This window comes from Tardiphaga sp. P9-11 (assembly GCF_008329525.1).
Taxonomy (GTDB): Bacteria; Pseudomonadota; Alphaproteobacteria; order Rhizobiales; family Xanthobacteraceae; genus Tardiphaga.
This window is the reverse complement of sequence record NZ_NPKQ01000002.1, coordinates 822407-845949: the sequence shown is the minus strand read 5'-3', so window position 1 is coordinate 845949 and position 23543 is coordinate 822407. Positions and strand designations below refer to the sequence as shown.

17 protein-coding genes and 1 riboswitch are annotated in these 23543 nt (G+C 61.2%); of the genes, 6 read left to right on the top strand and 11 right to left on the bottom strand.

The annotated features are described in order from the left end of the window. Together shc and CIW50_RS10385 are read left to right on the top strand one after the other, a co-directional pair. Positions 1-1974, top strand: coding sequence for a squalene--hopene cyclase (shc, locus tag CIW50_RS10390; protein WP_502707433.1), 1974 nt, complete (start codon positions 1-3; stop codon positions 1972-1974). Further along, positions 1971-2702, top strand: a complete 732-nt coding sequence (locus CIW50_RS10385; protein ID WP_149531135.1) for a phosphorylase — start codon at positions 1971-1973, stop codon at positions 2700-2702. Before shc ends, CIW50_RS10385 begins: the two co-directional genes overlap by 4 nt. Positions 2703-2811: 109 nt before the next feature. On the opposite strand, the gene hpnH is transcribed toward CIW50_RS10385, so the two are convergent. Together hpnH and ispH are read right to left on the bottom strand one after the other, a co-directional pair. Next, positions 2812-3981, bottom strand: a complete 1170-nt coding sequence (gene hpnH, locus CIW50_RS10380) for an adenosyl-hopene transferase HpnH (RefSeq protein WP_116663010.1) — start codon at positions 3979-3981, stop codon at positions 2812-2814. A gap of 41 nt (positions 3982-4022) precedes the next feature. After that, on the bottom strand, positions 4023-4967 hold the full coding sequence (gene ispH / locus CIW50_RS10375) for a 4-hydroxy-3-methylbut-2-enyl diphosphate reductase (protein ID WP_149531134.1): 945 nt from the start codon (positions 4965-4967) through the stop codon (positions 4023-4025). Positions 4968-5361: 394 nt separating this feature from the next. Here ispH and hpnN point away from each other — a divergent pair, with 394 nt between their 5' ends. Beyond that, positions 5362-7950, top strand: coding sequence for a hopanoid transporter HpnN (hpnN, locus tag CIW50_RS10370; protein ID WP_149531133.1), 2589 nt, complete (start codon positions 5362-5364; stop codon positions 7948-7950). Here hpnN and CIW50_RS10365 read toward each other — a convergent pair. Then, a complete protein-coding gene (locus tag CIW50_RS10365; protein ID WP_149531132.1) occupies positions 7940-8650 on the bottom strand; it encodes a DUF2147 domain-containing protein in 711 nt (236 codons plus the stop codon). The two genes, hpnN and CIW50_RS10365, sit on opposite strands and share 11 nt — an antisense overlap. A 99-nt stretch (positions 8651-8749) precedes the next feature. Here CIW50_RS10365 and hpnO point away from each other — a divergent pair, with 99 nt between their 5' ends. After that, positions 8750-10141, top strand: a complete 1392-nt coding sequence (gene hpnO, locus CIW50_RS10360) for an aminobacteriohopanetriol synthase HpnO (protein WP_149531131.1) — start codon at positions 8750-8752, stop codon at positions 10139-10141. Between the two features lie 3 nt (positions 10142-10144). Here hpnO and CIW50_RS10355 read toward each other — a convergent pair whose 3' ends face one another. The 5 genes from CIW50_RS10355 to CIW50_RS10335 form a co-directional block, all read right to left on the bottom strand. After that, the gene (locus CIW50_RS10355; protein ID WP_149531130.1) at positions 10145-10897 is read right to left on the bottom strand and encodes an anti-sigma factor family protein; all 753 of its coding nucleotides are present in this window, start codon (positions 10895-10897) and stop codon (positions 10145-10147) included. Further along, positions 10894-11511: a sigma-70 family RNA polymerase sigma factor gene (locus tag CIW50_RS10350; protein ID WP_502707429.1), complete on the bottom strand. Its 618-nt coding sequence runs from the start codon at positions 11509-11511 to the stop codon at positions 10894-10896. Before CIW50_RS10350 ends, CIW50_RS10355 begins: the two co-directional genes overlap by 4 nt. 25 nt (positions 11512-11536) lie before the next feature. After that, positions 11537-11866 carry a cupredoxin domain-containing protein gene (locus tag CIW50_RS10345; RefSeq protein ID WP_149531129.1) on the bottom strand — a complete coding sequence of 110 codons (330 nt, stop codon included), beginning with the start codon at positions 11864-11866 and terminating at the stop codon, positions 11537-11539. Positions 11867-11878: 12 nt separating this feature from the next. Further along, the gene (locus CIW50_RS10340) at positions 11879-12829 is read right to left on the bottom strand and encodes a metallophosphoesterase family protein (protein ID WP_149531128.1); all 951 of its coding nucleotides are present in this window, start codon (positions 12827-12829) and stop codon (positions 11879-11881) included. Between the two features lie 77 nt (positions 12830-12906). Beyond that, entirely contained in the window at positions 12907-14526 is a 1620-nt protein-coding gene (locus CIW50_RS10335; protein ID WP_149531127.1) for a GMC family oxidoreductase, read from the bottom strand. A gap of 164 nt (positions 14527-14690) precedes the next feature. Here CIW50_RS10335 and CIW50_RS10330 point away from each other — a divergent pair, with 164 nt between their 5' ends. Continuing rightward, positions 14691-15863 (top strand): M20 aminoacylase family protein, encoded by a 1173-nt coding sequence (locus CIW50_RS10330; RefSeq protein WP_089265062.1) that lies wholly within the window; start codon positions 14691-14693, stop codon positions 15861-15863. 52 nt (positions 15864-15915) lie between these two features. Here CIW50_RS10330 and gcvP read toward each other — a convergent pair whose 3' ends face one another. The 3 genes from gcvP to gcvT all read right to left on the bottom strand — a co-directional run bounded on the left by gcvP (position 15916) and on the right by gcvT (position 20383). Continuing rightward, positions 15916-18780: an aminomethyl-transferring glycine dehydrogenase gene (gene gcvP, locus CIW50_RS10325; RefSeq protein ID WP_149531126.1), complete on the bottom strand. Its 2865-nt coding sequence runs from the start codon at positions 18778-18780 to the stop codon at positions 15916-15918. Positions 18781-18842: 62 nt separating this feature from the next. Next, on the bottom strand, positions 18843-19208 hold the full coding sequence (gcvH, locus tag CIW50_RS10320) for a glycine cleavage system protein GcvH (protein ID WP_149531125.1): 366 nt from the start codon (positions 19206-19208) through the stop codon (positions 18843-18845). Positions 19209-19219: 11 nt separating this feature from the next. Beyond that, positions 19220-20383, bottom strand: a complete 1164-nt coding sequence (gcvT, locus tag CIW50_RS10315; RefSeq protein WP_149531124.1) for a glycine cleavage system aminomethyltransferase GcvT — start codon at positions 20381-20383, stop codon at positions 19220-19222. Positions 20384-20523: 140 nt separating this feature from the next. After that, positions 20524-20618: riboswitch (glycine riboswitch) on the bottom strand. Between the two features lie 241 nt (positions 20619-20859). Here gcvT and alaS point away from each other — a divergent pair. Further along, a complete protein-coding gene (alaS, locus tag CIW50_RS10310) occupies positions 20860-23541 on the top strand; it encodes an alanine--tRNA ligase (RefSeq protein WP_149531123.1) in 2682 nt (893 codons plus the stop codon). Positions 23542-23543 lie beyond the last annotated feature (2 nt).

Genomic DNA, 23543 nt, shown 5'->3' with positions numbered 1-23543 from the left:
ATGGCGAGCGAGATGCATTCGGTCAGTCCAGAGATCACAATTCAGAATGCGGCGCTTGAGACGAGCATCGCTTCGGCGCGGCAGGGGCTGCTGAAGTTCCGGCAGCCTGACGGCCATTGGGTATTTGAGCTCGAAGCCGACGGCACGATCCCGTCAGAATACGTCTTGCTGCGACACTATCTCGGCGAGCCCGTCGATGCTGAACTCGAAGGCAAGATTGCCAACTATCTTCGGCGCACCCAGGGCAAGCATCACGGCTGGGCGCTGGTGCAGGACGGCGACTTCGACATGAGCGCCAGCGTGAAAGTGTATTTCGCGCTGAAGATGATCGGCGATTCGACCGACGCGCCGCATATGGTTCGTGCCCGCGAGGCGATCCGGTCGCGCGGCGGCGCTGCCAATGTGAACGTCTTCACGCGCTTCCTGCTGGCGATGTTCGGCATTCTCTCCTGGCGTGCCACTCCGGTGCTGCCTGTCGAGATCATGCTGCTGCCGATGTGGTTTCCGTTCCACCTCAACAAGATGTCCTATTGGGCGCGTACGACGATTGTGCCGCTCATGGTACTCGCAGCCCTGAAGCCGCGCGCGCAGAACAAGAAGGGCATCGGTATCGACGAGCTGTTCCTGGAAGATCCGTCCAAGGTCGGTGGCATCAAACGTGCGCCGCATCAGAGTCGCGCGATGTTTGCCTTCTTCACCGGCATCGACATTCTGCTTCGCGCTGCCGAGCCGTATTTCCCCAAGAAGCTCCGCGCCCATTCAATCGCCAAAGCGGTCGAGTTCTGCGAAGAGCGCCTGAACGGCGAGGATGGTCTCGGCGCGATCTATCCGCCGATGGCTAATATGGTCATGATGTATGAAGTGCTCGGCTTCCCCGCCGACTATCCACCCCGCGCCATCCAGCGCCGCGGAATCGACAAGCTTTTGATTGTCGGCGAGGTCGAAGCCTATTGCCAGCCTTGCGTATCGCCGGTGTGGGACACCGCGCTGACCGCGCATGCGATGCTGGAGACCGGGGGCGATGAGGCGTTCGGTCCGGCGAAAGAAGGTCTCGACTGGCTGGCAACGAAGCAGGTGCTCGACGTCAAGGGCGACTGGGCGGTGAAGCGGCCGGATCTGCGTCCGGGCGGCTGGGCGTTCCAGTACAACAACGCGCATTACCCCGATCTCGACGACACGGCCGTGGTGATGATGGCGATGGACCGCGCCCGCCGTCAGACCGGCGGCAAGGAATACGACGTCGCCCTCGACCGTGGTCGGGAGTGGATTCTGGGCATGCAGAGCAGCGACGGCGGCTTCGCGGCGTTCGAGGTCGATAACCTCGAATATTACCTGAACAACATCCCGTTCTCGGACCATGGTGCGCTGCTCGATCCGCCGACCGAGGACGTCACCGCGCGCTGCGTCTCGATGCTGGCGCAGCTTGGCGACACCGTCGAGACCTCGAAGCCGCTGGCAGACGGTGTGGAATATCTGCGCCGCACCCAACTCGCCGAAGGCTCATGGTATGGCCGCTGGGGCCTGAACTACATCTATGGCACCTGGTCGGTGCTGTGCGCGCTCAATGCTGTCGGCATCGACCACCAGGATTCGGCGTTCCGCAAGGCGGTGGCCTGGCTGCTGTCGATCCAGAACGACGACGGCGGTTGGGGCGAAGATGCGGTCAGCTACCGACTCGATTACAAGGGATTCGAGGCGGCACCCAGCACATCGTCGCAAACGGCATGGGCCTTGCTTGCGCTTATGGCGGCAGGCGAGGTCGATAATCCGGCTGTGGCCCGTGGAACGCGGTACCTGATGGACACACAGACGGAAAAAGGACTCTGGGACGAGGCCCGTTACACGGCCACCGGCTTCCCCCGTGTGTTTTATCTGCGTTATCATGGCTACTCGAAATTCTTCCCGCTCTGGGCGTTGGCGCGGTTCCGGAATTTGAAGAGCACCAACAGCAAGACCGTAGGGGTTGGGATGTGATTTTGGGCGATGGGGGCATTTCGACAGCGGGCGACGCCGACCCGCGACCGGTATTGATTGTCACAGGGCTGGTCCAGGAGGCGAAGATCGCAGCCGGACCGGGAATGACCGTCATCTGCAGTTCAAGTGATCCCGTCCAGCTCCGCAGCCTGCTGGCGGACTTCGATTCCGCCACCGTCCGCGGTGTCGTTAGCTTTGGCGTTGCCGGAGGCCTCGATCCCGATCTCAAATCAGGCGCCGTCGTCGTGGCCACGGAAGTGGTGGCCGGCATGAGCCGCTGGTCGGCTTCTGAAGCGCTTAGCGACGAACTGATCGCCGGTGCCGGCGTCGGTCGTCAGAAGGTGTTTCGCGGTGGTCTTGTCGGTGTTGAGAAGGTCGTCACCGGACAGGCTGGCAAGGCCGCGCTGCGCTCGGAATTTGGCGCAGCTGCCGTCGATATGGAAAGCCACATCGCAGCCGAGTTCGCCGCCAGGGCCGGTTTGCCCTTCGCCGCGCTGCGCGTGGTCAGCGATCCCGCCCATCGCGCCCTGCCGGAAATCGCCACCACCGCGATCAAACCCAATGGCGATGTCGATCTGCGCAAGGTGTTGCGCGGCATCGCCCGCAATCCGCTGGTGATCCGGGCGCTGGTTTCGACCGGGCGCGACTTCAATCGCGCGCTGCGCAGCCTGCGCGACTGCCGCAGCTATTTGCTGGGTCACACCAACCTTGTTTCCGCGGACGTCTGAGCGCTGCGCCGGCGGCGTTTGCCAGGCGTCTCGCGAATTCAATCTTCCAAAGAAAAAAGAAAAGGGCGCGATTTCCATCGCGCCCTTTTTGTATCCAGCTTGAAATCGCTCAGGCGGCGGTCGAAGCCTTCTGCGCCTTTTCTTCCGCCTTGGCGGCAGCGGCGACAGCTTCTTCCTTACGGATGTCCGACAGGCGCTTCTGAACTTCCGACGAGAACACGTACTGCGCCGGGCGCTGCTTGGTAAGGTCGATTTCCGGCGCCATCGGGCCCGACGTCTTCACGCCGCGCATTGCCACCCACATGGCCTTGAACGGGTTGCTGATGGCTTCGTCCGCGGCGGTCGGCTCGTAACCGCAATGGGCCATACAGTCGGCGCACTTCTCGTACTTGCCGGTGCCGTAGGTGTCCCAATCGGTGGTGTCCATCAGCTCCTTGAAGGTCTTGGTATAGCCTTCACCGAGCAGGTAGCAGGGCTTCTGCCAGCCGAAGATGTTGCGTGCGGGCATGCCCCACGGCTTGCACTCGTATTCCTGGTTGCCGGCGAGGAAGTCCAGGAACAGGCCCGAATGCATGATGTTCCACTTCTTGCCCTTGCCGAGCGCAAAGACGTCGCGGAACAGTTTCTTGGTCTTGGTGCGATTCAGGAAGTGCTCCTGATCCGGCGCGCGCTCATAAGCATAACCGGGCGACATCGAAACACCGACGCCGAGTTCCACGGTGAAGTCCAGAAACTTGGCGATGTCTTCAGCGGCATGGCCGTCGAAGATGGTCGCGTTGACGTTGACGGCGAAGCCCTTGGCCTTGGCGGCCTTGATCGCGGAGACGGCGCGGTCGAATACGCCTTCCTGCGACACGGCCTTGTCATGGTGGTCCTTGAGGCCGTCGAGATGCACCGAGAAAAACAGGTAGGGCGACGGCGTGAACAGATCGAGCTTCTTCTCGAGCAACAGTGCGTTGGTGCAGAGCGAGACGAACTTCTTGCGCTCGACCAGGCCGCGCACGATCTCACCGATCTCCTTGTGGATCAGCGGTTCACCACCCGGGATCGCAACCATCGGCGCGCCGCACTCATCGGCGGCGTCCCAGCATTCCTGGGCCGACATACGGCGATTTAGAATCGCGTTCGGATAGTCGATCTTGCCGCAGCCGACGCAGGCCAGGTTGCAGCGGAAGAGGGGCTCAAGCATCAGGACAAGCGGATACCGCTTCTGGCCCGTCAGCTTCTTCTTCATCAGATAGGCGCCGATCTTCATTTCTTTAAAAAACGGAATGGCCATTCGTATTTTCTCTCTGCGCATCACATCGTGACGAAGGTGGATCAAACCGCGGTCAGTTCGGCGGGTAGCTTGAATTCGATATTCTCTTCGCGTCCGGGCAACACCGAAACCGCAACCGGTCCGATCCGCCGCAAGGTCTCAATCACGTCATCTACAAGCACTTCTGGCGCCGAAGCGCCAGCCGTGATGCCTACGGCACGCGCGTCCTTCAACCAGGCGGGGTTGAGTTCGCTGCCATCGGCAATGAGGTAGCTCGCGACACCGACTTCGGTGCCGATTTCGCGCAACCGGTTCGAGTTGGAACTGTTTGTCGCTCCGACGACCAGAATGACGTCCACGAGCTTGCTAAGGTCTCTTACCGCAGATTGGCGGTTTTGTGTTGCATAGCAGATATCACGGGTATCGGGGCCCTCAATGTCACTGAAACGCTGTTCCAGGGCCAAAATGATGTCCTTGGTGTCATCCACGCTGAGGGTCGTCTGGGTAATATAAGCGACGGGTTCATCAGGAGAAATTGGCAGAGTTTGGACGTCTCCGACGCTTTGGACCAAGTGTACCGGGCCGGGAACCTGTCCCATGGTACCGTCGACCTCCGGATGGCCCGCGTGGCCGATCAGGATAACCGTACGGCCCTTGGACATGTACCGTTTGCCTTGGTTGTGGACCTTGGTGACGAGCGGGCAGGTTGCATCCAAAACGGGCAGGCCACGGGTAGCTGCTTCTTCCTCGACGCTCCGGGCGACACCATGGGCGCTGAACACGGTCATGGCGTTCGGAGGCACTTCAGAGAGTTCCTCGACGAAAATGGCGCCCTTGGCCTTTAGGCTCTCGACCACGTATTTGTTATGGACGATCTCATGGCGGACATAGACCGGCGCCCCGTAACGCTCGAGAGCACGCTCGACGATCTCGATCGCACGCACGACGCCCGCGCAAAAGCCGCGCGGCTGAGCCAGAAAGATTTCGAGGGGACGACGGTCAAGCACGTGGTACAAAGTCCATAATCGATTCCGGTATAATCGTTAATTCTGTACCATAATCAGGCACATATCCAGCCCAGCTGGATATTTGAGGCGCTCTGTGTGACAAAAATCACTCAGTATGCAATCACGAACCGAAAACGTGGTTTGCGACGTTTGGCCGGATTGCGGTAATATCTTGCAGTTGCGCCCCAAGAACCTGAAAACCCTCACTTGTTCGTCACTTTACGGCGCGACGAGGCGTCGCTAACACGGCCGTTGCTACGGTGATCAGCACGTTTTATGCCATCCCATCACATTGCTGAAAGCAAAGCGCACCCAATGCGAAAGTAATGGTTTGCGGAACACTCCTGCGTGAACTGCATTCTTTGCGAGCCCTGCCCAAATAGAAAGAAAAAGCGTGCTGACAAGAGTTGTCGTCTCGATCGTGAACTTCTGCACCCGGTTTGCCCTGCCGGTGGTGCTGTTCTGTGTGCTTCTTTCGATTGGCGCGAGCTATTACACGGCGAAGAATTTCTCGATCAATACAGACATCAACAAGCTGATCTCGCCGAATCTCGATTGGCGTCAGCGCGACATTGCCTTCGACAAGGCCTTCGACCAGGAGCGTCTGATCATCGCGGTGGTTGAGGCGCCCACGCCTGAATTCGCCAATGCCGCAGCCAATGCGATGGAAGCGAAGTTGGTCACCAACAAGACGGACTTCGACTCGGTTCGCCGACTGGATGGCGGAGCGTTTTTCGAGAAGAACGGCTTGCTGTTCCTTCCGACCAAGGAAGTTGCGCAACTGACAGGCCAATTCCAGCAGGCTGCGCCGCTGATCGAAATCATGGCGGGTGATCCCAGCCTGCGCGGTCTCACCGGCGCGCTGGAGACCGGCCTCACTGGCATTCGTCGCGGGCAGCTTCAGCTCGATGCCGCAGCGCCGACCTTCAACGCCGTCTCGCAGACCATCGAGGACGTGCTGAAAAACGGCAAGGGCACCTTCTCATGGCGCGGGCTGGTCAGCGACAAGCCTCTGACAGATGGCGACAAGCGTGGCTTCATCGAAATCAAGCCCATCCTCGACTTCAATGCGCTTGAGCCCGGCAAGACCGCGACAGATGCGATTCGGCAGGCTGCCGTCGACTTGAACATCGCTGGGGAATACGGCGCACGCGTACGGTTGACCGGCCCGGTCCCCATCGCAAACGAAGAATTCTCCACGGTACAGGATGGTGCCGTCGTCAACGGTATCGGTACGGTCTTGATCGTGCTGGTCATCCTCTGGATGGCGCTGCACTCGGCCAAGATCATCGGCGCCGTCTTCGCAACGCTTTTCGTTGGCCTCGCCACAACCACCGCCGTGGGCCTCATGATGGTTGGTTCACTGAATTTGCTGTCGATTGCATTTGCGGTGTTGTTCGTCGGCCTCGGCGTCGACTTCGGCATCCAGTTCAGCGTGCGTTACCGCTCGGAGCGGTACAAGAATGACAACCTGCCGCTGGCTTTGACGAAGGCCGCCGAATATTGCGCAGTGCCGCTGTCGCTCGCCGCTTTCGCGACGGCTGCCGGTTTTCTGTCGTTCCTGCCGACCGATTACAAAGGCGTGTCCGAGCTCGGCAAGATCGCCGGCGCCGGCATGATGATCGCGTTCCTGACCAGCATCACCGTTCTGCCGGCGCTGCTCGACCTCTTGAATCCCGCAGGCGAAAAGGAGCCCGTTGGTTATGCGTTCCTGGCACCTGTCGACCGTTTCCTGGAAGAGAAGCGCTTCTGGATTATCGGCATCACACTGGCGCTCACGATCGCCGGTCTACCGTTGCTCTACTTCCTGAAGTTCGACTTCAATCCGATCAACCTGCGCAATCCGAACGTTGAGTCGATCGCGACGTTCCTCGATCTGCGCAAGGATCCCAACACCGGCGCCAACGCCGTCAACATCATGGCGCCGAACGAGGCCGCTGCGAAACAGGTCGAAGAGCGTCTCTCCAAGGTGCCCGAAGTCGCTCGTACGATTTCGCTGGATAGCTTTGTGCCAGAGGATCAGCCCGCCAAGCTAAAGGCGATCCAGGATGGCGCGAAGATTCTCGAGCCGGCTTTGAACCCTGAGTCGATCGACAAGGCGCCGACCGATGCAGAAAACGTCACCTCTCTGAAGGACTCGGCGGCGAGCCTGCGCAAACTTGCTGGAACGCAGACGAGCCCCGGTGCTGTTGCTGCCAAGCGTCTGGCGGATGCATTGGCGAAAACGGCTGATGCCAGCCAACCGGTGCGTGATCAGGTCCAGGCAACCTTCGTGGTTCCGCTCAAACTTGCGCTGGGGCAGTTGCGTAATCTGATGCAGGCGAGCCCGATCAGTTTGCAGAACTTGCCGTCTGCCCTCGTGAATTCGTGGAAGACCAAGGATGGCCAGATCCGCGTCGAGGCGCAGCCCAACGGCGATCCAAACGATAACGACACCTTGCGTAAATTCGCCGATGCCGTGCTGAAGTCTGAGCCGCTCGCCGTTGGTGGTCCGATCTCCATCCTGAAATCGGGCGACACCATCGTCACCGCCTTCATTCACGCGGGCCTCTGGGCGTTGATTTCGATCTCGTTGTTGCTTTGGCTGGCTTTGCGACGCATCAGCGACGTGTTGCTAACTATCGTTCCCTTGCTCGTGGCGGGAACCGTCACGCTGGAAATCTGCGTGTTGATCGGCCTGCCGCTGAACTTCGCCAACATCATCGCACTGCCGCTGCTACTCGGCGTCGGTGTGGCATTCAAGATTTATTATGTGACGGCATGGCGGGCAGGCCACAAGAACCTGCTGCAGTCATCGCTGACACGCGCGATCTTCTTCAGCGCGCTGACGACTGCCACCGCGTTCGGCAGCTTGTGGCTGTCGAACCATCCGGGCACCGCGAGCATGGGTAAACTGCTCGCGATGTCCTTTGTCGTGACGCTGGCGGCTGTGCTGCTGTTCCAGCCGGCTCTGATGGGTAAGCCGCGCGAGACTAGTGAGTGACCTTGTTGATCTCGGGCAGCAGGCAGATATCGCCGATGTCGGCCGGCTGTCCCGGCGCCGTTGCTGCAGCGGTTTTCTGACCGGCAGGAGCGGTGGCCTTGGGTGCGCCAGCAGCAGGAGTTGGTGCAGCCTTGGGGGCAGCAGCAGAAGCCGTCGGAGCAGCCCCGGGAGCCATTTTTCCGCCAGTGGCAGCGCCCGCCTTGGGCAGGGCGCCCTTGGCGGTCAGGTTCGAGGGGCTCGATGGAATCGACGGGCCTACGCGTGTCCAGGTCTGACCGCCGCACAGGAAACCAAGGACGCAGCCTTCGATTTCGAGTTCGTCAGACGTATCACCGAGTTTGATCGTTGATTTATAGAATTTTCCATCTTTGGCATTGTAAACCTGACCCGACCATTTGTCGTTTGCGGCATTCTTCTTCATGTCGATCAAGGTCACGATGCCCAGAGTGGGGCGCGCCTTCTTGGTGGCATCGGGATTGTTCTTGTCGATACCGCCGGGGATCTGTTCCCAGGCTACGGCACCCCACATGCTGCCGCCGCATTCGGCAACACGGATGTGGGCGACGCCATCTTCGACCTTCCAATCGCCGGTCGGGTCTGCTGCAAATGCGGGGGACAGCCCTGCCGAAAACAAGCCTGCTGAAAAAAAGATTCCGCAATATGTGAGACTGCGCGTAGTAATGCGTGGGCGCTGCAACATGTTTAGACCTATGCTTAAGTAGCGGTTCTCGGCGAAGTCAAATCGCCGCATTTACGGTTTTCAGTTGACGAAGCGACCATCAACCGACGTATGTAACTCATGGTATATCCGAATCTAGACGTTTCCGAGATGTTTGTTGAACGGGAGGCGCAGCGTAGCTCGATGCATACGCGCCACCTTAATGAACAGCTTGTCCGAGTCCTCAAGACCATCGGATATGACGTTGGCTTTCAGCGGGGCACCGGCCAGTATTTGTTCGACCGGGAAGGCGCTCGCTATCTCGATCTATTGAGCGGATTTGGCGTTTTTGCGATTGGCCGGAACCATCCGGTGATGCGGAATGCGCTCAAAAGCGTGCTCGACGCCGATATGCCCAATTTGGTGCAGATGGACGTCTCCACACTCGCAGGTATTCTCTCCGAAAAGTTGCTGGAAAATGTCCCTTATATGGACAAGGTGTTTTTCGCAAACTCGGGCGCGGAAACAGTCGAGGCGGCGATCAAATTTGCCCGCAATGCGACCGGGCGCGACGGCATCGTTTATTGCGACCATGCCTATCACGGACTGACCTATGGCGCGCTGTCGCTGACCGACGATACCAATTTCCGTACGGGCTTTGGCCCGTTGCTGTCGGGCTGCACCACGGTGCCGTTCAATGACCTCGAAGCGCTGGAGAAGGCGCTGTCGTCCAAGCAGGTCGCCGGCTTCATCGTTGAGCCGATCCAGGGCAAGGGCGTCAACCTGCCCACCGACGAATTCCTGTCGGGGGCGGCGGCGTTGTGTCGCAAATACGGAACGCTGTTCATCGCCGATGAAATCCAGACTGGCCTCGGACGTACAGGCAAATTCCTCGCGATCGAGCACTGGAATGTCGAACCCGACATGATCCTTCTCGCAAAGGCTCTGTCAGGAGGTCACGTTCCCATCGGCGCGCTGCTGACGCGTAAATCCATCTTTGACAAGATCTTCAACCGTATGGATCGTTCGCTGGTCCACGGCTCGACCTTCGGCAAAAACGATCTGGCGATGGCTGCCGGCATTGCCACGCTGGAGATCATGAAGCACGAGAAGCTGGTCGAGAATTCCGCCAAGCGCGGCGCCGAGTTGCGGCTCGCTTTGCAGAACATGATTCCCGGTTTTGAGCTGCTTAAGGAAGTGCGCGGCAAGGGCCTGATGATCGGCATCGAATTCGGGCCGCCGAAGTCGCTGCGCCTCAAGGCATCCTGGAACATTCTGGAGTCGGCCAACAAAGGCCTGTTCTGCCAGCTCATCACGGTGCCACTGTTCAAGGAACAGAAGATCCTCACCCAGGTCTCCGGGCACGGTAGCCATACCATCAAGCTGTTGCCGCCACTGACGATCAACGAAGACGACTGCACATGGATCACGAAGTCGTTCGATACGGTGATCGCCGACAGCCACCGCGTCCCAGGCGCGATCTGGTCGCTCGGCAAAACACTGGTCGATAACGCCGTGCGGAAGTCAGCCTAGGTTTCAGCTCGCTCCCATCGCAAGTTCGAACTTGCTGCCAAAATCGGCAAGTTCGTCTGCGTTCAAATCACTGATTGCCCAGTAAGTCAGGCCGTGCTCGCTCCAGTGGCGAATGTTGAAGCCCTGAACGGTCTCGATCCTGGCCGCGCGTGATTCCGCATTTGTCGTCTGTGCAACGAACAGATTGATCACATGGGTGCGCCGCCGGTAGACGATGGCACCGATCGTTCGTCCATTAACATAATCAAGCCGTCCGCCGATCAGCGTGAAGCCCTGCGCGGTGAGATCGACAACCGGCGGTGCCACGTCAAGCCGACCGTTGAACCAGGGCTTCACCGTATGCTGATCAGTGGAGAGCACGTCGGTGAGGTGTCCGGCCTGCAGCGCGCGCAGATGCGCCGACACCACATCCGAAAGAATGCGCTGCTCGTCTTCATGGCGAAGCACGACGACGACGAGGCCGGTCGCAGCTACGGCGGACAACACCGATCCCATCGCGAAGCCTTTCAGCACCGCGCGACGATTTGGCGTGTGCGCTTTGGGAAGTGCCGCTTCGATGCGTCGGCGCAGTAGTGGAGGCGCCGTGAACTGCAGGTCGCTGCCAGCCATTGCGGATCGCATGTCGCGATACGTCTTCAACTGAATTGCACAACGCTCGCAGGTGGCAATATGCGCCTCGACCTCGCGGACATGTCCGGCGTCGAGCTCGCCATCGAGCAATGCATGAAGAAGGATCTCGGCCTCGTCGCAGGTCATTTTTGCGGCTCCTCTTCGGCCATCCACGCGGTGCGGAGCATCGCGCGTGCGCGGGCGAGGCGGGACATCACGGTGCCGATGGGCGCGCCGACGATGTCGGAGATCTCGCGGTAAGACAGGTTTTGCATTTCTCGCAGCACCAGGATTTCCCTGAACGGCTCGGCGAGCGTGCTCACCAGGCGCTGGATCGTGGTGGCATCGCGACGTCGGAGCAATTCCGCTTCCGGCGAAGCTTGTGCCTCATGCCAGAGCGGCGCCGCTTCCTGCGATTCTGCCTCGGCTATGTCAGCGATCGCGGTTGGTGAGTTCGTGCGACGGGCGAACTCCGCATGGCAGATATTGCGCAGAATGGCGAACAGCCATGGTTTGATGGCAGGGCCACGATAGCTGTCGAAATGTTTCAGCGCGCGCAGATAGCACTCCTGTACGGCGTCTTCGGCGGCGTCCGCATCGCGCAGCAGATAGCGGGCCAACGTATAGACCTCGTCGAGGCATGGCAGGGCAGCCTCGCGGAAACGATGCGTTCTCTCGCCATCGTCGTCGGGTTTGTGTGCTGGCATCGACTTATCCTTGCCGGCCGATGCCCGGCTGCTGGGTTTCCAGAGGCCGGGCATCGTTGTGATGCCTTGGTTTTGGCTGCTACTCAACCTTGATCATCCCCGTCATATGTGGATGCAGCGAGCAAAAATACTTGTAGTCACCCGGTGACGTGAACGTGAAGGAATAGCTGTCGTCAGTGTCGAGCGTTTTCGACCTGAATTTGCCGGCTGAGACCACGGTGTGCGGGATGTCGTCTCGGTTCTTCCAGGTGACGGTCGTGCCGACCTTGATGGTGAGTTGCGCCGGCTCGAAGGTGAAGTTGTCGATCATCACCGCGAGGTCTTCGCAGCGCGCCGCTGTCATGAAAGAGGCCATGACGGCAGAAATGGCGACACGGATGCAGATGTTGCGTAAGGCTAAGGATGTCATATTGCGATGCCCTTAGCCCTGCAACGGGGTGTCGATGATGGCGAGGCGTTCATCGCCGGGTTTGAAGATGATGCTGGCGATCCCGAGCAGCCCGCGTAGCTTGTCGTCGGCCACCTTCATCGGCCCGGGTGAGGGGGCCGTGCCAGGCGCCGGTTGCGGAAACGCAGTTGAGCGTGCGGTGTGAAATGTGACGTTACCTTCCACTTTCTGCATCACCTGATGGATATGGCCGTTCAGCACCGTGACTGAGCCGAAGCCCTTGAGGTAGTCCAGCGCCCGCGCGCCGTCTTCCGTGCCCCATCCCCAGGTCGGATAAACGGTCCAGAGCGGAATGTGCGCAAACACCACGATAGGTGTCGATTTCGATCGGCCGCGGAGATCATCTTCCAGCCACGCGAGTTGTTCGGCGCCGAGGTTTCCGAGCCCGCCGGCCTTGAGATCGACGACGTTCACCAAGCCAATGAAATGTACGCCGCTTGCATCGAACGAATACCAGCCGGAGCCCTTGGTCCCGCGCCCGTAGCGCTCGCGGTAGAGCTTGACCTCCTCGTCGATGAAATCATGCTCGCCGGGGACGTAATGCACATCAAGCCGCGCTTGCGAGATGATGCGGTCGGCGTCGTCGAATTCGGAGGCCTTGGAGAGATGACTGATATCGCCGGTATGGATCATGAACGACGGCTTCACCGGCATGGCTTTGATCCGGCCTATGGCTTCCTCGAGGGTGCCAATGGCATTGGGATTGGCCGGCTTGTCGAAGCCGACATGGCTGTCGCTGATCTGCAGGAACGTCAGGCCGGCGGGCTCTGCCGCTTGTGCTGAATCAATCAGCCCAAGGGCGTGCGGAACGCCCCCGGAAATGCTCCAGAGCACGCCGGTGCCGGCCCAGGTCATGCACTCCAGTACCTTTCGGCGGCTGAGCCTCGGATCGTCCTGGGAATGATCGTGATCGAATGCACTCATTGCCAATCTCCATCGCCCCGCATTGGGCTATGGGGACTGGATTGGCGAAGGCGGAAGTTTATTCCCGCGAAATGAGCTTATCGCGAATCCGTGATGATCATCGATGCGCCTTTTTCCGCGATCATGGCGGTTGGCGTGTTGGTATTACCCGACGTGATCGTCGGCATCACCGAAGCGTCCACGACCCGCAATCCGGCGATCCCGTAGAATCGCAGCCGTTCGTCCACAACGGCCATCGGGTCCGATGCCGTGCCCATCTTCGCCGTCCCGACCGGATGGAAGATCGTAGTGCCAATGTCCCCCGCGGCCTTCGCCAGCGACTCCGCATCATCGCCAACAGATGGCCCCGGCAGATATTCTTCGGGACGATAGGCGGCGAGTGCGCTCTGCTTCATCAGCCTGCGCGTGACGCGAATTGCATCGGCAGCGACCTGTCGGTCGTCTTCCGTCGAGAGATAGTGTGGAGCAATTGCCGGTGCATCATCAGGCTTCGCAGAGCGTAGCTTGATTTCGCCGCGCGATGTCGGCTGCAGGTTGCAGGCAGCGATGGTGATTGCCGGAAAGCGATGCAGTGGATCACCAAATTTGTCGAGCGACAGCGGCTGCACGTGAAACTGGATGTTGGCGCGTTCGCGATGGGCGTCGGAACGCGTGAAGATGCCAAGCTGCGATGGCGCCATCGTCAACGGCCCGCGGCGGCGCAGCGCGTAGTCCACGCCCATCCAGCCGCGGCGGAACAGATTGTAGTAGGTCTCGTTCAGCGTGCGGACGCCGGAGACCTTGTAGATCGCACGCTGCTGCAGGTGGTCCTGCAGGTTGCGACCGACGCCCTGACGGTCAAGCCTGAGGTCGACGCCAGCTGCGGACAGCCACTGCGCAGGTCCGATGCCGGAGCGCTGCAACAGATGTGGCGATCCAACGGCGCCAGCGCAAAGGATCACTTCGCCCCTGGCGCGCGCCTCAATCTCCTGGCCGTTCTGAACGAAACGCACACCGACCGCGCGGCCGTTTTCGATAATCAGGCGATCGACCATCACCTTGGTTTCGAGCCGCAGGTTGGGGCGGTTCAATGCCGGCTTGAGGAAGCCACGTGCCGATGACCAGCGGCGGCCGCGCTTCTGGTTGACGTGAAAATAGCCGATGCCTTCATTGTCGCCGGTGTTGAAATCGGCGGTCCTGCGAATGCCCATTTCGGCCGCGGCATTGCCGACGGCGTCGAGTACCTTCCAGGACAGCCGCGGCTCTTCGATGCGCCAGCCGCCGCCCGCGCCGTGATGTTCGCTGGCGCCTAGGAAATGATCTTCCAATTTCTTGAACGCCGGGAGCACGTCATCATAGCCCCAGCCATTGAGGCCGAGCTGTCGCCAGTGATCGTAGTCCGCTGCCTGGCCGCGCATCGAGATCATGGCATTGATCGCGGAGGAGCCGCCGATCACCTTGCCGCGCGGATAGGCCAGCGCGCGGCCGTTGAGGCCGGGCTCTGGCTCGGTGCGAAACATCCAGTCCGAGCGGGGATTGCCGATGGCGAAAAGGTAACCGACCGGAATGTGAAACCAGATCCAGTTGTCGTTGCCGCCGGCTTCAAGGATCAGGACGCGCTTTGTTGGATCTGCCGAGAGCCGATTGGCGACGATGCAACCGGCAGTACCCGCGCCGACCACGATATAATCGAAATCACCCTCAAGCCGTGTCGCCATCGTTTTCCTGCCGCATCCATTCACGGTCTCATGCGCCGTGCCGAAAGGGATTAACGAGGCGGCGGGGGTCTGTACAGTGTGCGCCGGGGCTGGTGGGGTGGGCCGTTGGCACGCGGCGTGCTAGAGAAAGATATCGCCGTTCCACCGCATCGAGACCTTGACCCATGCCCATCATCAATCGCGTCGCCGATCTGCAACCGGAAATCATGGCCTGGCGCCGTGACCTGCATGCCCATCCGGAACTGATGTATGACGTGCACCGGACTGCGGGCTTCGTGGCGGAACGGCTCAAGGAATTCGGTTGCGACGAAGTTGTGACGGGCCTGGGACGAACCGGTGTCGTTGGCGTCATCAGGGGCCGCAAGCCGGCCTCGGGCGAGCACAAGGTGATCGGGCTGCGCGCCGACATGGACGCGCTGCCGATCGAGGAAGAGACCAATCTGCCATATGCCTCGAAGACCCCCGGCAAGATGCATGCCTGCGGTCACGATGGTCACACCTCCATGCTGCTGGGCGCGGCGCAATATCTCGCGGAGACCCGCAACTTCGCTGGCGATGCCGTGGTCATCTTCCAGCCGGCCGAAGAGGGCGGTGCGGGCGCTGCGGCGATGATCAAGGACGGCCTGATGGATCGCTTCAAGATCGATCAGGTCTACGGCATGCATAACAATCCCGGCATGCCCGTCGGCTCCTTCGCGCTACGTCCGGGCCCGATCATGGCAGCGATGGACCGCATCTCGATCCAGATCGAGGGCAAGGGCGGCCATGCTGCCTATCCGCACAAGACCATCGATTCCGTGCTGGTCGGCTCGCAGCTCGTGATGGCGCTGCAGACGATAGTCTCCCGCACCGTCAATCCCCTGGAATCCGCGGTGCTGTCGATCTGCGAATTCCATGCGGGGCACGCCAGCAACGTCATCCCGGCCACCGCCGAGCTGCGCGGCACCGTGCGAACGTTGAACGCCGAGGTGCGCGATCTCATGGAGAAGCGCATGAACGAGGTGGTCAACGGCGTTGCGCTGCAAACCGGCGCGAAGATTGTGCTCGATTATGACCGCGGCTATCCCGTCGTGGTCAACCACCGTGCCGAGACCGACATGGCGGTGCGCGTCGCCAGCGAAATATCCGGGGCCGAGAAGGTCAATGTGGACATGCCGCCGGTGATGGGCGCCGAAGACTTCGCCTATATGCTGGAAGCCCGCCCCGGCGCCTTCATCTTCTGCGGCAACGGCGACAGCGCCGGGCTGCATCACCCCGCCTATAATTTCAACGACGATGCCATCGTCTACGGCACGTCCTATTGGGTGAAGCTGGTCGAGACCACGCTGGCGGCTTAGTCGACGTTAAAATCAAGCCACCCGCGATTGATCGCGGGTGGCTTTTTTTCTGTTACTCGGCGGCCTGCGCGTAGTCTTCCATCGGAGGGCACGAGCACACCAGGTTGCGGTCGCCATAGACGTTGTCGACGCGGCCGACCGGGCACCAGTATTTGTCGGTGCGCGAGGTGCCCGCCGGGAAACAGCCTTCCGCGCGGGTGTAAGCGCGCTTCCAGTCGTCTTCGGCGATATCGTGCACCGTATGGGGCGCATGACGCAGCGGTGACGCTTCGACGTTCCAACGACCACTCTCGATATCCGTGATCTCTTTGCGGATCGAGATCATCGCCTCACAGAACCGATCAAGTTCGAGCTTCGATTCTGATTCCGTAGGCTCGATCATCAACGTGCCCACAACAGGGAAGCTCATGGTCGGCGCGTGGAAGCCGTAGTCGATCAGCCGCTTGGCGATATCGTCGACGGTGACGCCGGCGGAGGTCTTGAATGCGCGGGGATCGATGATGCATTCATGCGCGACGCGGCCCTTCTCGTTGCGATACAGCACCGGGAAGTGCGGATGCAGCCGGGTGGCGATGTAGTTTGCGTTGAGGATTGCAAGTTCGGTGGCCGAGGTGAGGCCCGCGCCGCCCATCATCAGGATGTAGATGTAGGAGATCGTCAGGATCGACGCCGAGCCGTAAGGTGCGGCCGACACCGGACCGACCGGCATATCGCCGTTGGCCGAGGGATGACCGGGCAGATACGGCGCCAGATGCGCCTTGACGCCGATCGGGCCCATGCCCGGTCCGCCGCCGCCATGCGGAATGCAGAACGTCTTGTGCAGGTTGAGATGGCTGACATCGGCGCCGTAGTCGCCGGGCCGCGACAGGCCGACCTGTGCGTTCATGTTGGCGCCGTCGAGATAGACCTGACCGCCATTGGCGTGAACGATCTCGCAGATCTCGCGGATATGTTCCTCGAACACGCCATGCGTCGACGGATAGGTGATCATGATCGCGGCGAGATTGGCCGCGTGTTTCTCTGCCTTGACGCGCAGGTCGTTGACGTCCACGTCACCGCGCTTGTCGCAGGCGACGACAACCACATCCATATTGACCATGCTCGCCGAGGCAGGATTGGTGCCGTGTGCCGATGACGGGATCAGGCAGATATTGCGATGGCTGTCGCCGCGCGCCGCGTGATAGGCGCGGATCGCGAGCAGGCCGGCATATTCGCCCTGCGCGCCGGAATTCGGCTGCAGCGATACAGCGTCGTAGCCGGTGATGTCGCACAGCCACTTTTCCAGTGTCGCGAAAAGCTGGTGATAGCCGGCGGCCTGTTCGTGGGGCACGAATGGATGCAGCGAGCCCCAGGCGGGCCAGGTCAGCGGGATCATCTCGGTCGTCGCGTTCAGCTTCATGGTGCAGGAGCCGAGCGGGATCATTGCGCGGTCGAGCGCCAGGTCGCGGTCCGAGAGCTTCCGCATGTAACGGAGGAGCTCGGTCTCGGAGCGATGGCTGTGGAAGACGGGATGCGTGAGGAAGGCCGAGCTGCGCTTCAGCGAGGCGGGCAGCGCATCGCTGACGCCATGCTCGACGTCGCTATAGCTGAGCTTGCCACCGAAGGCGCGCCAGATCGCCTCGACGGTTTCCGGCGTCGTGGTCTCGTCGAGCGCGATGCCGATGGTGCCGTCACCGATGCGCAGGTTGATTTTCTCGGCTTGGGCTGCGGCAATGATGCCGTCGCGCTTGTCGCCGACGGTCACGGTAAGCGTGTCGAAGAAGGCTTCGCTCTCCGGCGCGAAGCCGAGCTTCTTCAGGCCGGCGGCCAGCACCAGCGTGCGACGATGGACCGTGCGGGCGATGTGCTTGAGGCCCTCGGGGCCGTGATAGACCGCATACATCGAGGCAATGACGGCAAGCAACACCTGCGCGGTGCAGATATTCGAGGTCGCCTTTTCGCGGCGGATGTGTTGCTCGCGGGTCTGCAGCGCCAGACGATAAGCAGGCTCGCCGCGGGAATCGATGGAGAGGCCGACGAGGCGGCCCGGGATCGAGCGCTTGATCGCGTCGCGCACCGACATGTAGCCCGCATGCGGACCGCCATAGCCCATCGGCACGCCGAAGCGCTGCGCCGAGCCGATCGCGATGTCTGCGCCGAGTTCGCCCGGGGAGGCCAGCAGCGTTAGCGCCAGCAGGTCTGCGGCGATGACGGCGAGCGCCCCCTTTGCTTTCAGCGCCGCAATGGCCGGCTTGAAATCGCGGACGGCGCCTGATGTGCCGGGATATTGCAGGATCGCGCCGAACACGTCGGCTTTGTCGAGATCGGTCAGCGGATTGCCGACCTGAAGCTTCCAGCCAAGCGGTTCGGCGCGGGTGCGCAGCACTGCCAGCGTCTGCGGATGAACTTCATGATCGACGAAGAAGGTCTTGGTCTGAACGTTCGAGGCGCGCTCGGCCAGCGCCATGGCTTCCGCGGCAGCCGTGGCTTCATCGAGCAGCGAGGCATTGGCGACATCGAGGCCAGTGAGGTCGCAGATCATGGTCTGGAAGTTGAACAGCGCCTCGAGACGGCCCTGGCTGATTTCCGGCTGATACGGCGTATAGGCCGTGTACCAGGCCGGATTTTCCAGGATGTTGCGCTGGATCACCGTCGGCAGAACCGTGCCGGAATAGCCCTGGCCGATCAGCGACGTGAACACCGCGTTCTTCGCCGCCATCTCCGTCATATGCGCGAGCGCTTCGGTTTCGCTGCGTGCGGGGCCGAGATCGAGCGGCGCCTTCTGGCGAATCGAGGCGGGGAGTGTCTCGCTCATCAGCGCGGACAGGCTTTTTGCGCCGACCGTTTCAAGCATCGCACGAATATCGGCTTGCGAAGGGCCGATATGGCGGCGGACGAAATCGGTGGCGACGTCGCCGGAAGATTTGTTCAGGGTCATCTGTTGTTCCTCGAACGAATTTCAGAAGCTCGTCATGGCCGGGCTTGTCCCGGCAATGACGACTAGGCGGTATGGGCTTTGTAGGCGTCGGCATCCATCAGGCCATCGAGCTCGCTCTTGTCAGCGATCTTGATCTTGAAGAACCAGGCCTTGCCGTCGGCATCGGAATTTACCAGCGCCGGCTCAGCCGCGAGGGCGTCATTGATCGCGACGACTTCACCGGTGATGGGCGCATAGACGTCGGAGGCGGCCTTGACCGATTCGACCACAGCGGCGGCTTCCGCCTTCTTGAGCGCGCGGCCGACTTTCGGCAGTTCGACGAACACGACGTCGCCGAGCTGCGACTGTGCGTAGTCGGTGATGCCAACGGTGACGACGTCGCCGTCGATAGCGAGCCATTCATGGTCTTCGGTATACAGGGTGGTCATGGGGCAGTTCCTCAACGCTTGTAGCTGTGGGGGACGAAGGGCATGGGTGACACTTTCATCGGCATGCGCTGGCCGCGCAGTTCGGCGAAAACGGTAGTGCCGTCGGCTGCCTGCGCGTTGGGCAGATAGCCCATTGCAATTGGCGCGCCGAGACTGGGGCCGAAACCGCCCGAGGTGACGCTGCCGATGGATTCGGTGGAGGTCGTATCCGCGAACAGCAACACACCTTCACGCACTGGCGCGCGACCTTCCGGCAGCAGACCGATGCGCTTGCGCGGTGCACCGCCATCGAGCTGCGCCAGGATCTTGTCGCTGCCGAGAAAACCGCCGGCGCGGGCGCCGCCGGTACGGCGGCTCTTCTGGATCGACCAGTTCAACCCGCCTTCGATGGGCGTAGTCGTCGTGTCGATGTCGTGGCCATACAGACACAGCCCGGCCTCGAGACGCAGGCTGTCGCGGGCGCCGAGGCCGATCGGCAGCACGTCGGGATGATCGAGCAAGGCGGAGGTAAGGGCCTCGGCCTGATCGTTCGGGATCGAGATCTCGTAGCCGTCTTCACCGGTATAGCCGGAGCGCGAGACGAAGCAGGCAATGCCGTTCACGCTATGCGGACCAGCATCCATGAACTTCATGGCCGGCGCTTCTGGGCAGAGTGTCGCCAGCACGTCGGCGGCCTTCGGGCCCTGCAGTGCAATCAGCGCACGATTGGGCAGCGTCTCGATGACGCATATGTCGGAGAGATGCGCGCGCAGATGCGCCTCGTCTTCATCCTTGCAGGCAGCGTTGACGACCAGAAAGAGGTGATCGCCGAAATTCGCCACCATCAGGTCGTCGAGAATGCCGCCGACCTCATTGGTGAACTGCGCATAGCGCTGGCGGCCAGGTGCCAGTGCTAGAATGTCCATCGGCACCAGCTTCTCCAGCGCCAGAGCGGCGTCCTCGAGTTTGCCGGACTTCGCGCGCAGGGTCATCTGGCCCATATGCGAGACGTCGAACAGGCCGGCCGCAGCACGGGTGTGGAGGTGCTCCTTCAGCACGCCGGTGGCGTATTGCACCGGCATGTCATAACCGGCGAAGGGCACCATCTTGCCGCCACGGGCGACGTGGAGGGCGTGCAGCGGTGTTTGCTTCAAAATTGAGGATTTATCGGTCGCAAGCGCATCAACAGCAGACATATGACGGGTCCTCGCGGTTCTCCGGGACCATTCCCGGAGTGCCTCTACGAGCCCCATCTGTCGCTGTGCCTGAGAGTATTATCCCGTCGGCGGACGCCATCGGCCCATTCGGGCTCAAAGGCATCTCTTTCCAGATGCTAACCTGTCACGCGGTCCTTTTGCCTGAGAGTTTCCGGGGCGGTTGCTCCTTCGGCGCCGGCCCAAACAGGGGCCAGTCTCTCCCGACGTGACGTCGTTCAACGCTGGCACAAGAGCATGCGTTCCCTGAATCTGTCAACGCGATTGCAGCACCTATCAACGGCCCTGTGCTGTTGCGGCAAGCCCCTGATCCGCTTGAATGATCCCATGTAATCCCCTTGCACAGTTTCTGGACAGGCCTAGTGCCCCCGGTCTAAAAGCAACCGGTTGTGGCATTGGCCGGCGGCAGGGCCGTGGGCGATTTTTAGGCGCAAAGTCTTAGGCGCGATGGGACTGATATGAGCGGCGTTAACGAGATCAGGTCGGCATTTCTGAATTACTTCGCGGCGAACGGCCACGAGATCGTGTCGTCGTCGCCGCTGGTGCCGCGCAACGACCCCACGCTAATGTTCACCAATGCCGGCATGGTGCAGTTCAAGAACGTCTTTACCGGGGTCGAGAAGCGGCCCTATCAGCGCGCCACGACATCGCAGAAATGCGTGCGCGCTGGCGGCAAGCATAACGACCTCGACAATGTCGGCTATACCGCGCGCCATCACACGTTCTTCGAGATGCTCGGCAACTTCTCGTTTGGCGATTACTTCAAGGAACGCGCGATCGAGCTGGCCTGGAACCTGATCACCAAGGAATATGGCCTGGCGAAAGATCGCCTGCTGGTCACCGTCTATTCCGAGGACGATGAAGCCTTCGCTCTGTGGAAGAAGATTGGCCTGCCGGATTCCAAGATCATCCGCATCCCGACCTCGGACAATTTCTGGCAGATGGGCGATACCGGCCCGTGCGGTCCGTGTTCGGAAATCTTCTTCGACCACGGCGACAAGATTCCCGGTGGCCCTCCCGGATCCCCGGATGAAGACGGTGACCGTTTCATCGAGATCTGGAATCTCGTCTTTATGCAGTTCGACCAGCTTGCGCCGGGCAACCGCATCTCGCTGCCGAAGCCGTCGATCGACACCGGCATGGGCCTCGAGCGCATCGCTGCGGTGCTGCAGGGCAAGCACGACAATTACGATATCGATCTGTTCGTTGCGCTGATCCGCGCCATCGCGGATCTCACCGGCGCCGATCCGCACGGCCCGATGAAGGCCTCGCTGCGCGTCATCGCCGACCATCTCCGCGCATCCTCGTTCCTGATCGCTGACGGCGTGCTGCCGTCGAATGAAGGCCGTGGCTATGTGCTGCGCCGGATCATGCGCCGCGCCATGCGTCACGGCCAGTTGCTGGGCGCCAAGGAGCCATTGATGTGGCGCCTGGTGTGGGCGCTGGTGCGTGAGATGGGCCAGGCCTATCCGGAGCTGGTGCGCGCCGAAAGCCTGATCGAGGAAACGCTGCGCCTCGAAGAGACCCGTTTCCGCAAGACACTCGACCGTGGTCTCGGCATTCTCGATGACAAGAGCGCATCGCTGAAGAAGGGCGATATGTTCGACGGCGAGACCGCTTTCACATTGTACGACACCTACGGTTTCCCGCTCGATCTGACGCAGGATGCGCTGCGCAACCGCGGTATCTCGGTGGACATCGCGTCGTTCACTGATGCGATGGAAAAGCAGAAGGCCAAGGCGCGCGCGTCATGGTCGGGCTCGGGCGATACTGCGACTGAAACCGTGTGGTTCGGCCTGCGTGAAAAGCTCGGCGCCACTGAATTCCTTGGTTATGAAACCGAGTCCGCTGAAGGTGCAGTCACCGCGCTGGTGAAGGACGGCAAGGAAGTCGACAACCTCAAGGCCGGTGATACCGGCGCGATCGTTCTCAATCAGACGCCGTTCTATGCGGAGTCGGGCGGTCAGGTCGGCGATCTCGGTGTGATGACCGGTGAGGGCGTGACGTTCCGAGTCACGGAAACCCAGAAGCGCGCCGGCGATCTGTTCGTGCATATCGGCACGGTCGAACAGGGCACGCTGAAAATCGGCGCGGCGCTCGCGCTGGAAGTCGACCACGCCCGTCGCTCATCGATCCGCGCCAATCACTCGGCGACGCATCTGCTGCATGAAGCGCTGCGTCAGGTGCTCGGCGATCATATCGCGCAGCGCGGCTCGCTGGTGGCGCCGGATCGGCTGCGTTTCGATTTCGTGCATCAGAAGCCGATCACGGCCGACGAGCTCCGCCGCGTTGAGGATATCGCCAACAATGTCGTGCTGGAAAACGACGCCGTCACCACGCGCCTGATGGCGGTGGACGATGCGCGCGAGGCCGGCGCACGCGCACTGTTCGGCGAGAAATACGGCGACGAAGTCCGCGTTGTTTCCATGGGCAAGACGCCACGCGAGAGTGGCAGCAACGCGCTCGGCTGGTCGGTCGAACTCTGCGGCGGCACCCATGTGAAACGCACCGGCGATATCGGCATGATCTCGGTCACCGCTGAAAGCGCGGTCTCATCCGGTGTGCGCCGTATCGAGGCGCTGACCGGTAATCATGCACGTCATCACGCCAACGAGACGATGCAGCTCGCCAAGACCGCTGCCAACGAGCTCCGCACGACGCTCGACGATATGCCGGCGCGCATCGCTGCGCTGATGGACGAGCGCAAGAAGCTTGAGCGCGAATTGTCCGAGGCGAAGAAGACCATTGCCATGGGCGGTGGCGCGGCGGCTGGTACCTCGGCTGCGGCCGGTGCCGGCGCGGACGTCAAGACTGTCGGCGACGTCAAGCTGATGGCCAAGAGCGTCACGGGCATCGAGATGAAGGATCTCAAGAGCCTCGCCGATGCCGGCAAGAAACAGCTTGGCTCCGGCGTGGTCGCGATCATCAATGTCGGTGAAGACGGCAAGGCTGGCGTCGTGGTCGGCGTCACCGAAGATCTCGTCACGCGCTTCAACGCGGTCGAATTGGTGAAGATCGCGTCGGAAGCTCTGGGCGGGAAGGGCGGCGGTGGTCGCCCGGATATGGCGCAGGCCGGTGGTCCGGATGGCGGTAAGGCCGAGGCCGCATTGGCTGCGATCACAGCAGCGCTGGAGAAGTAATT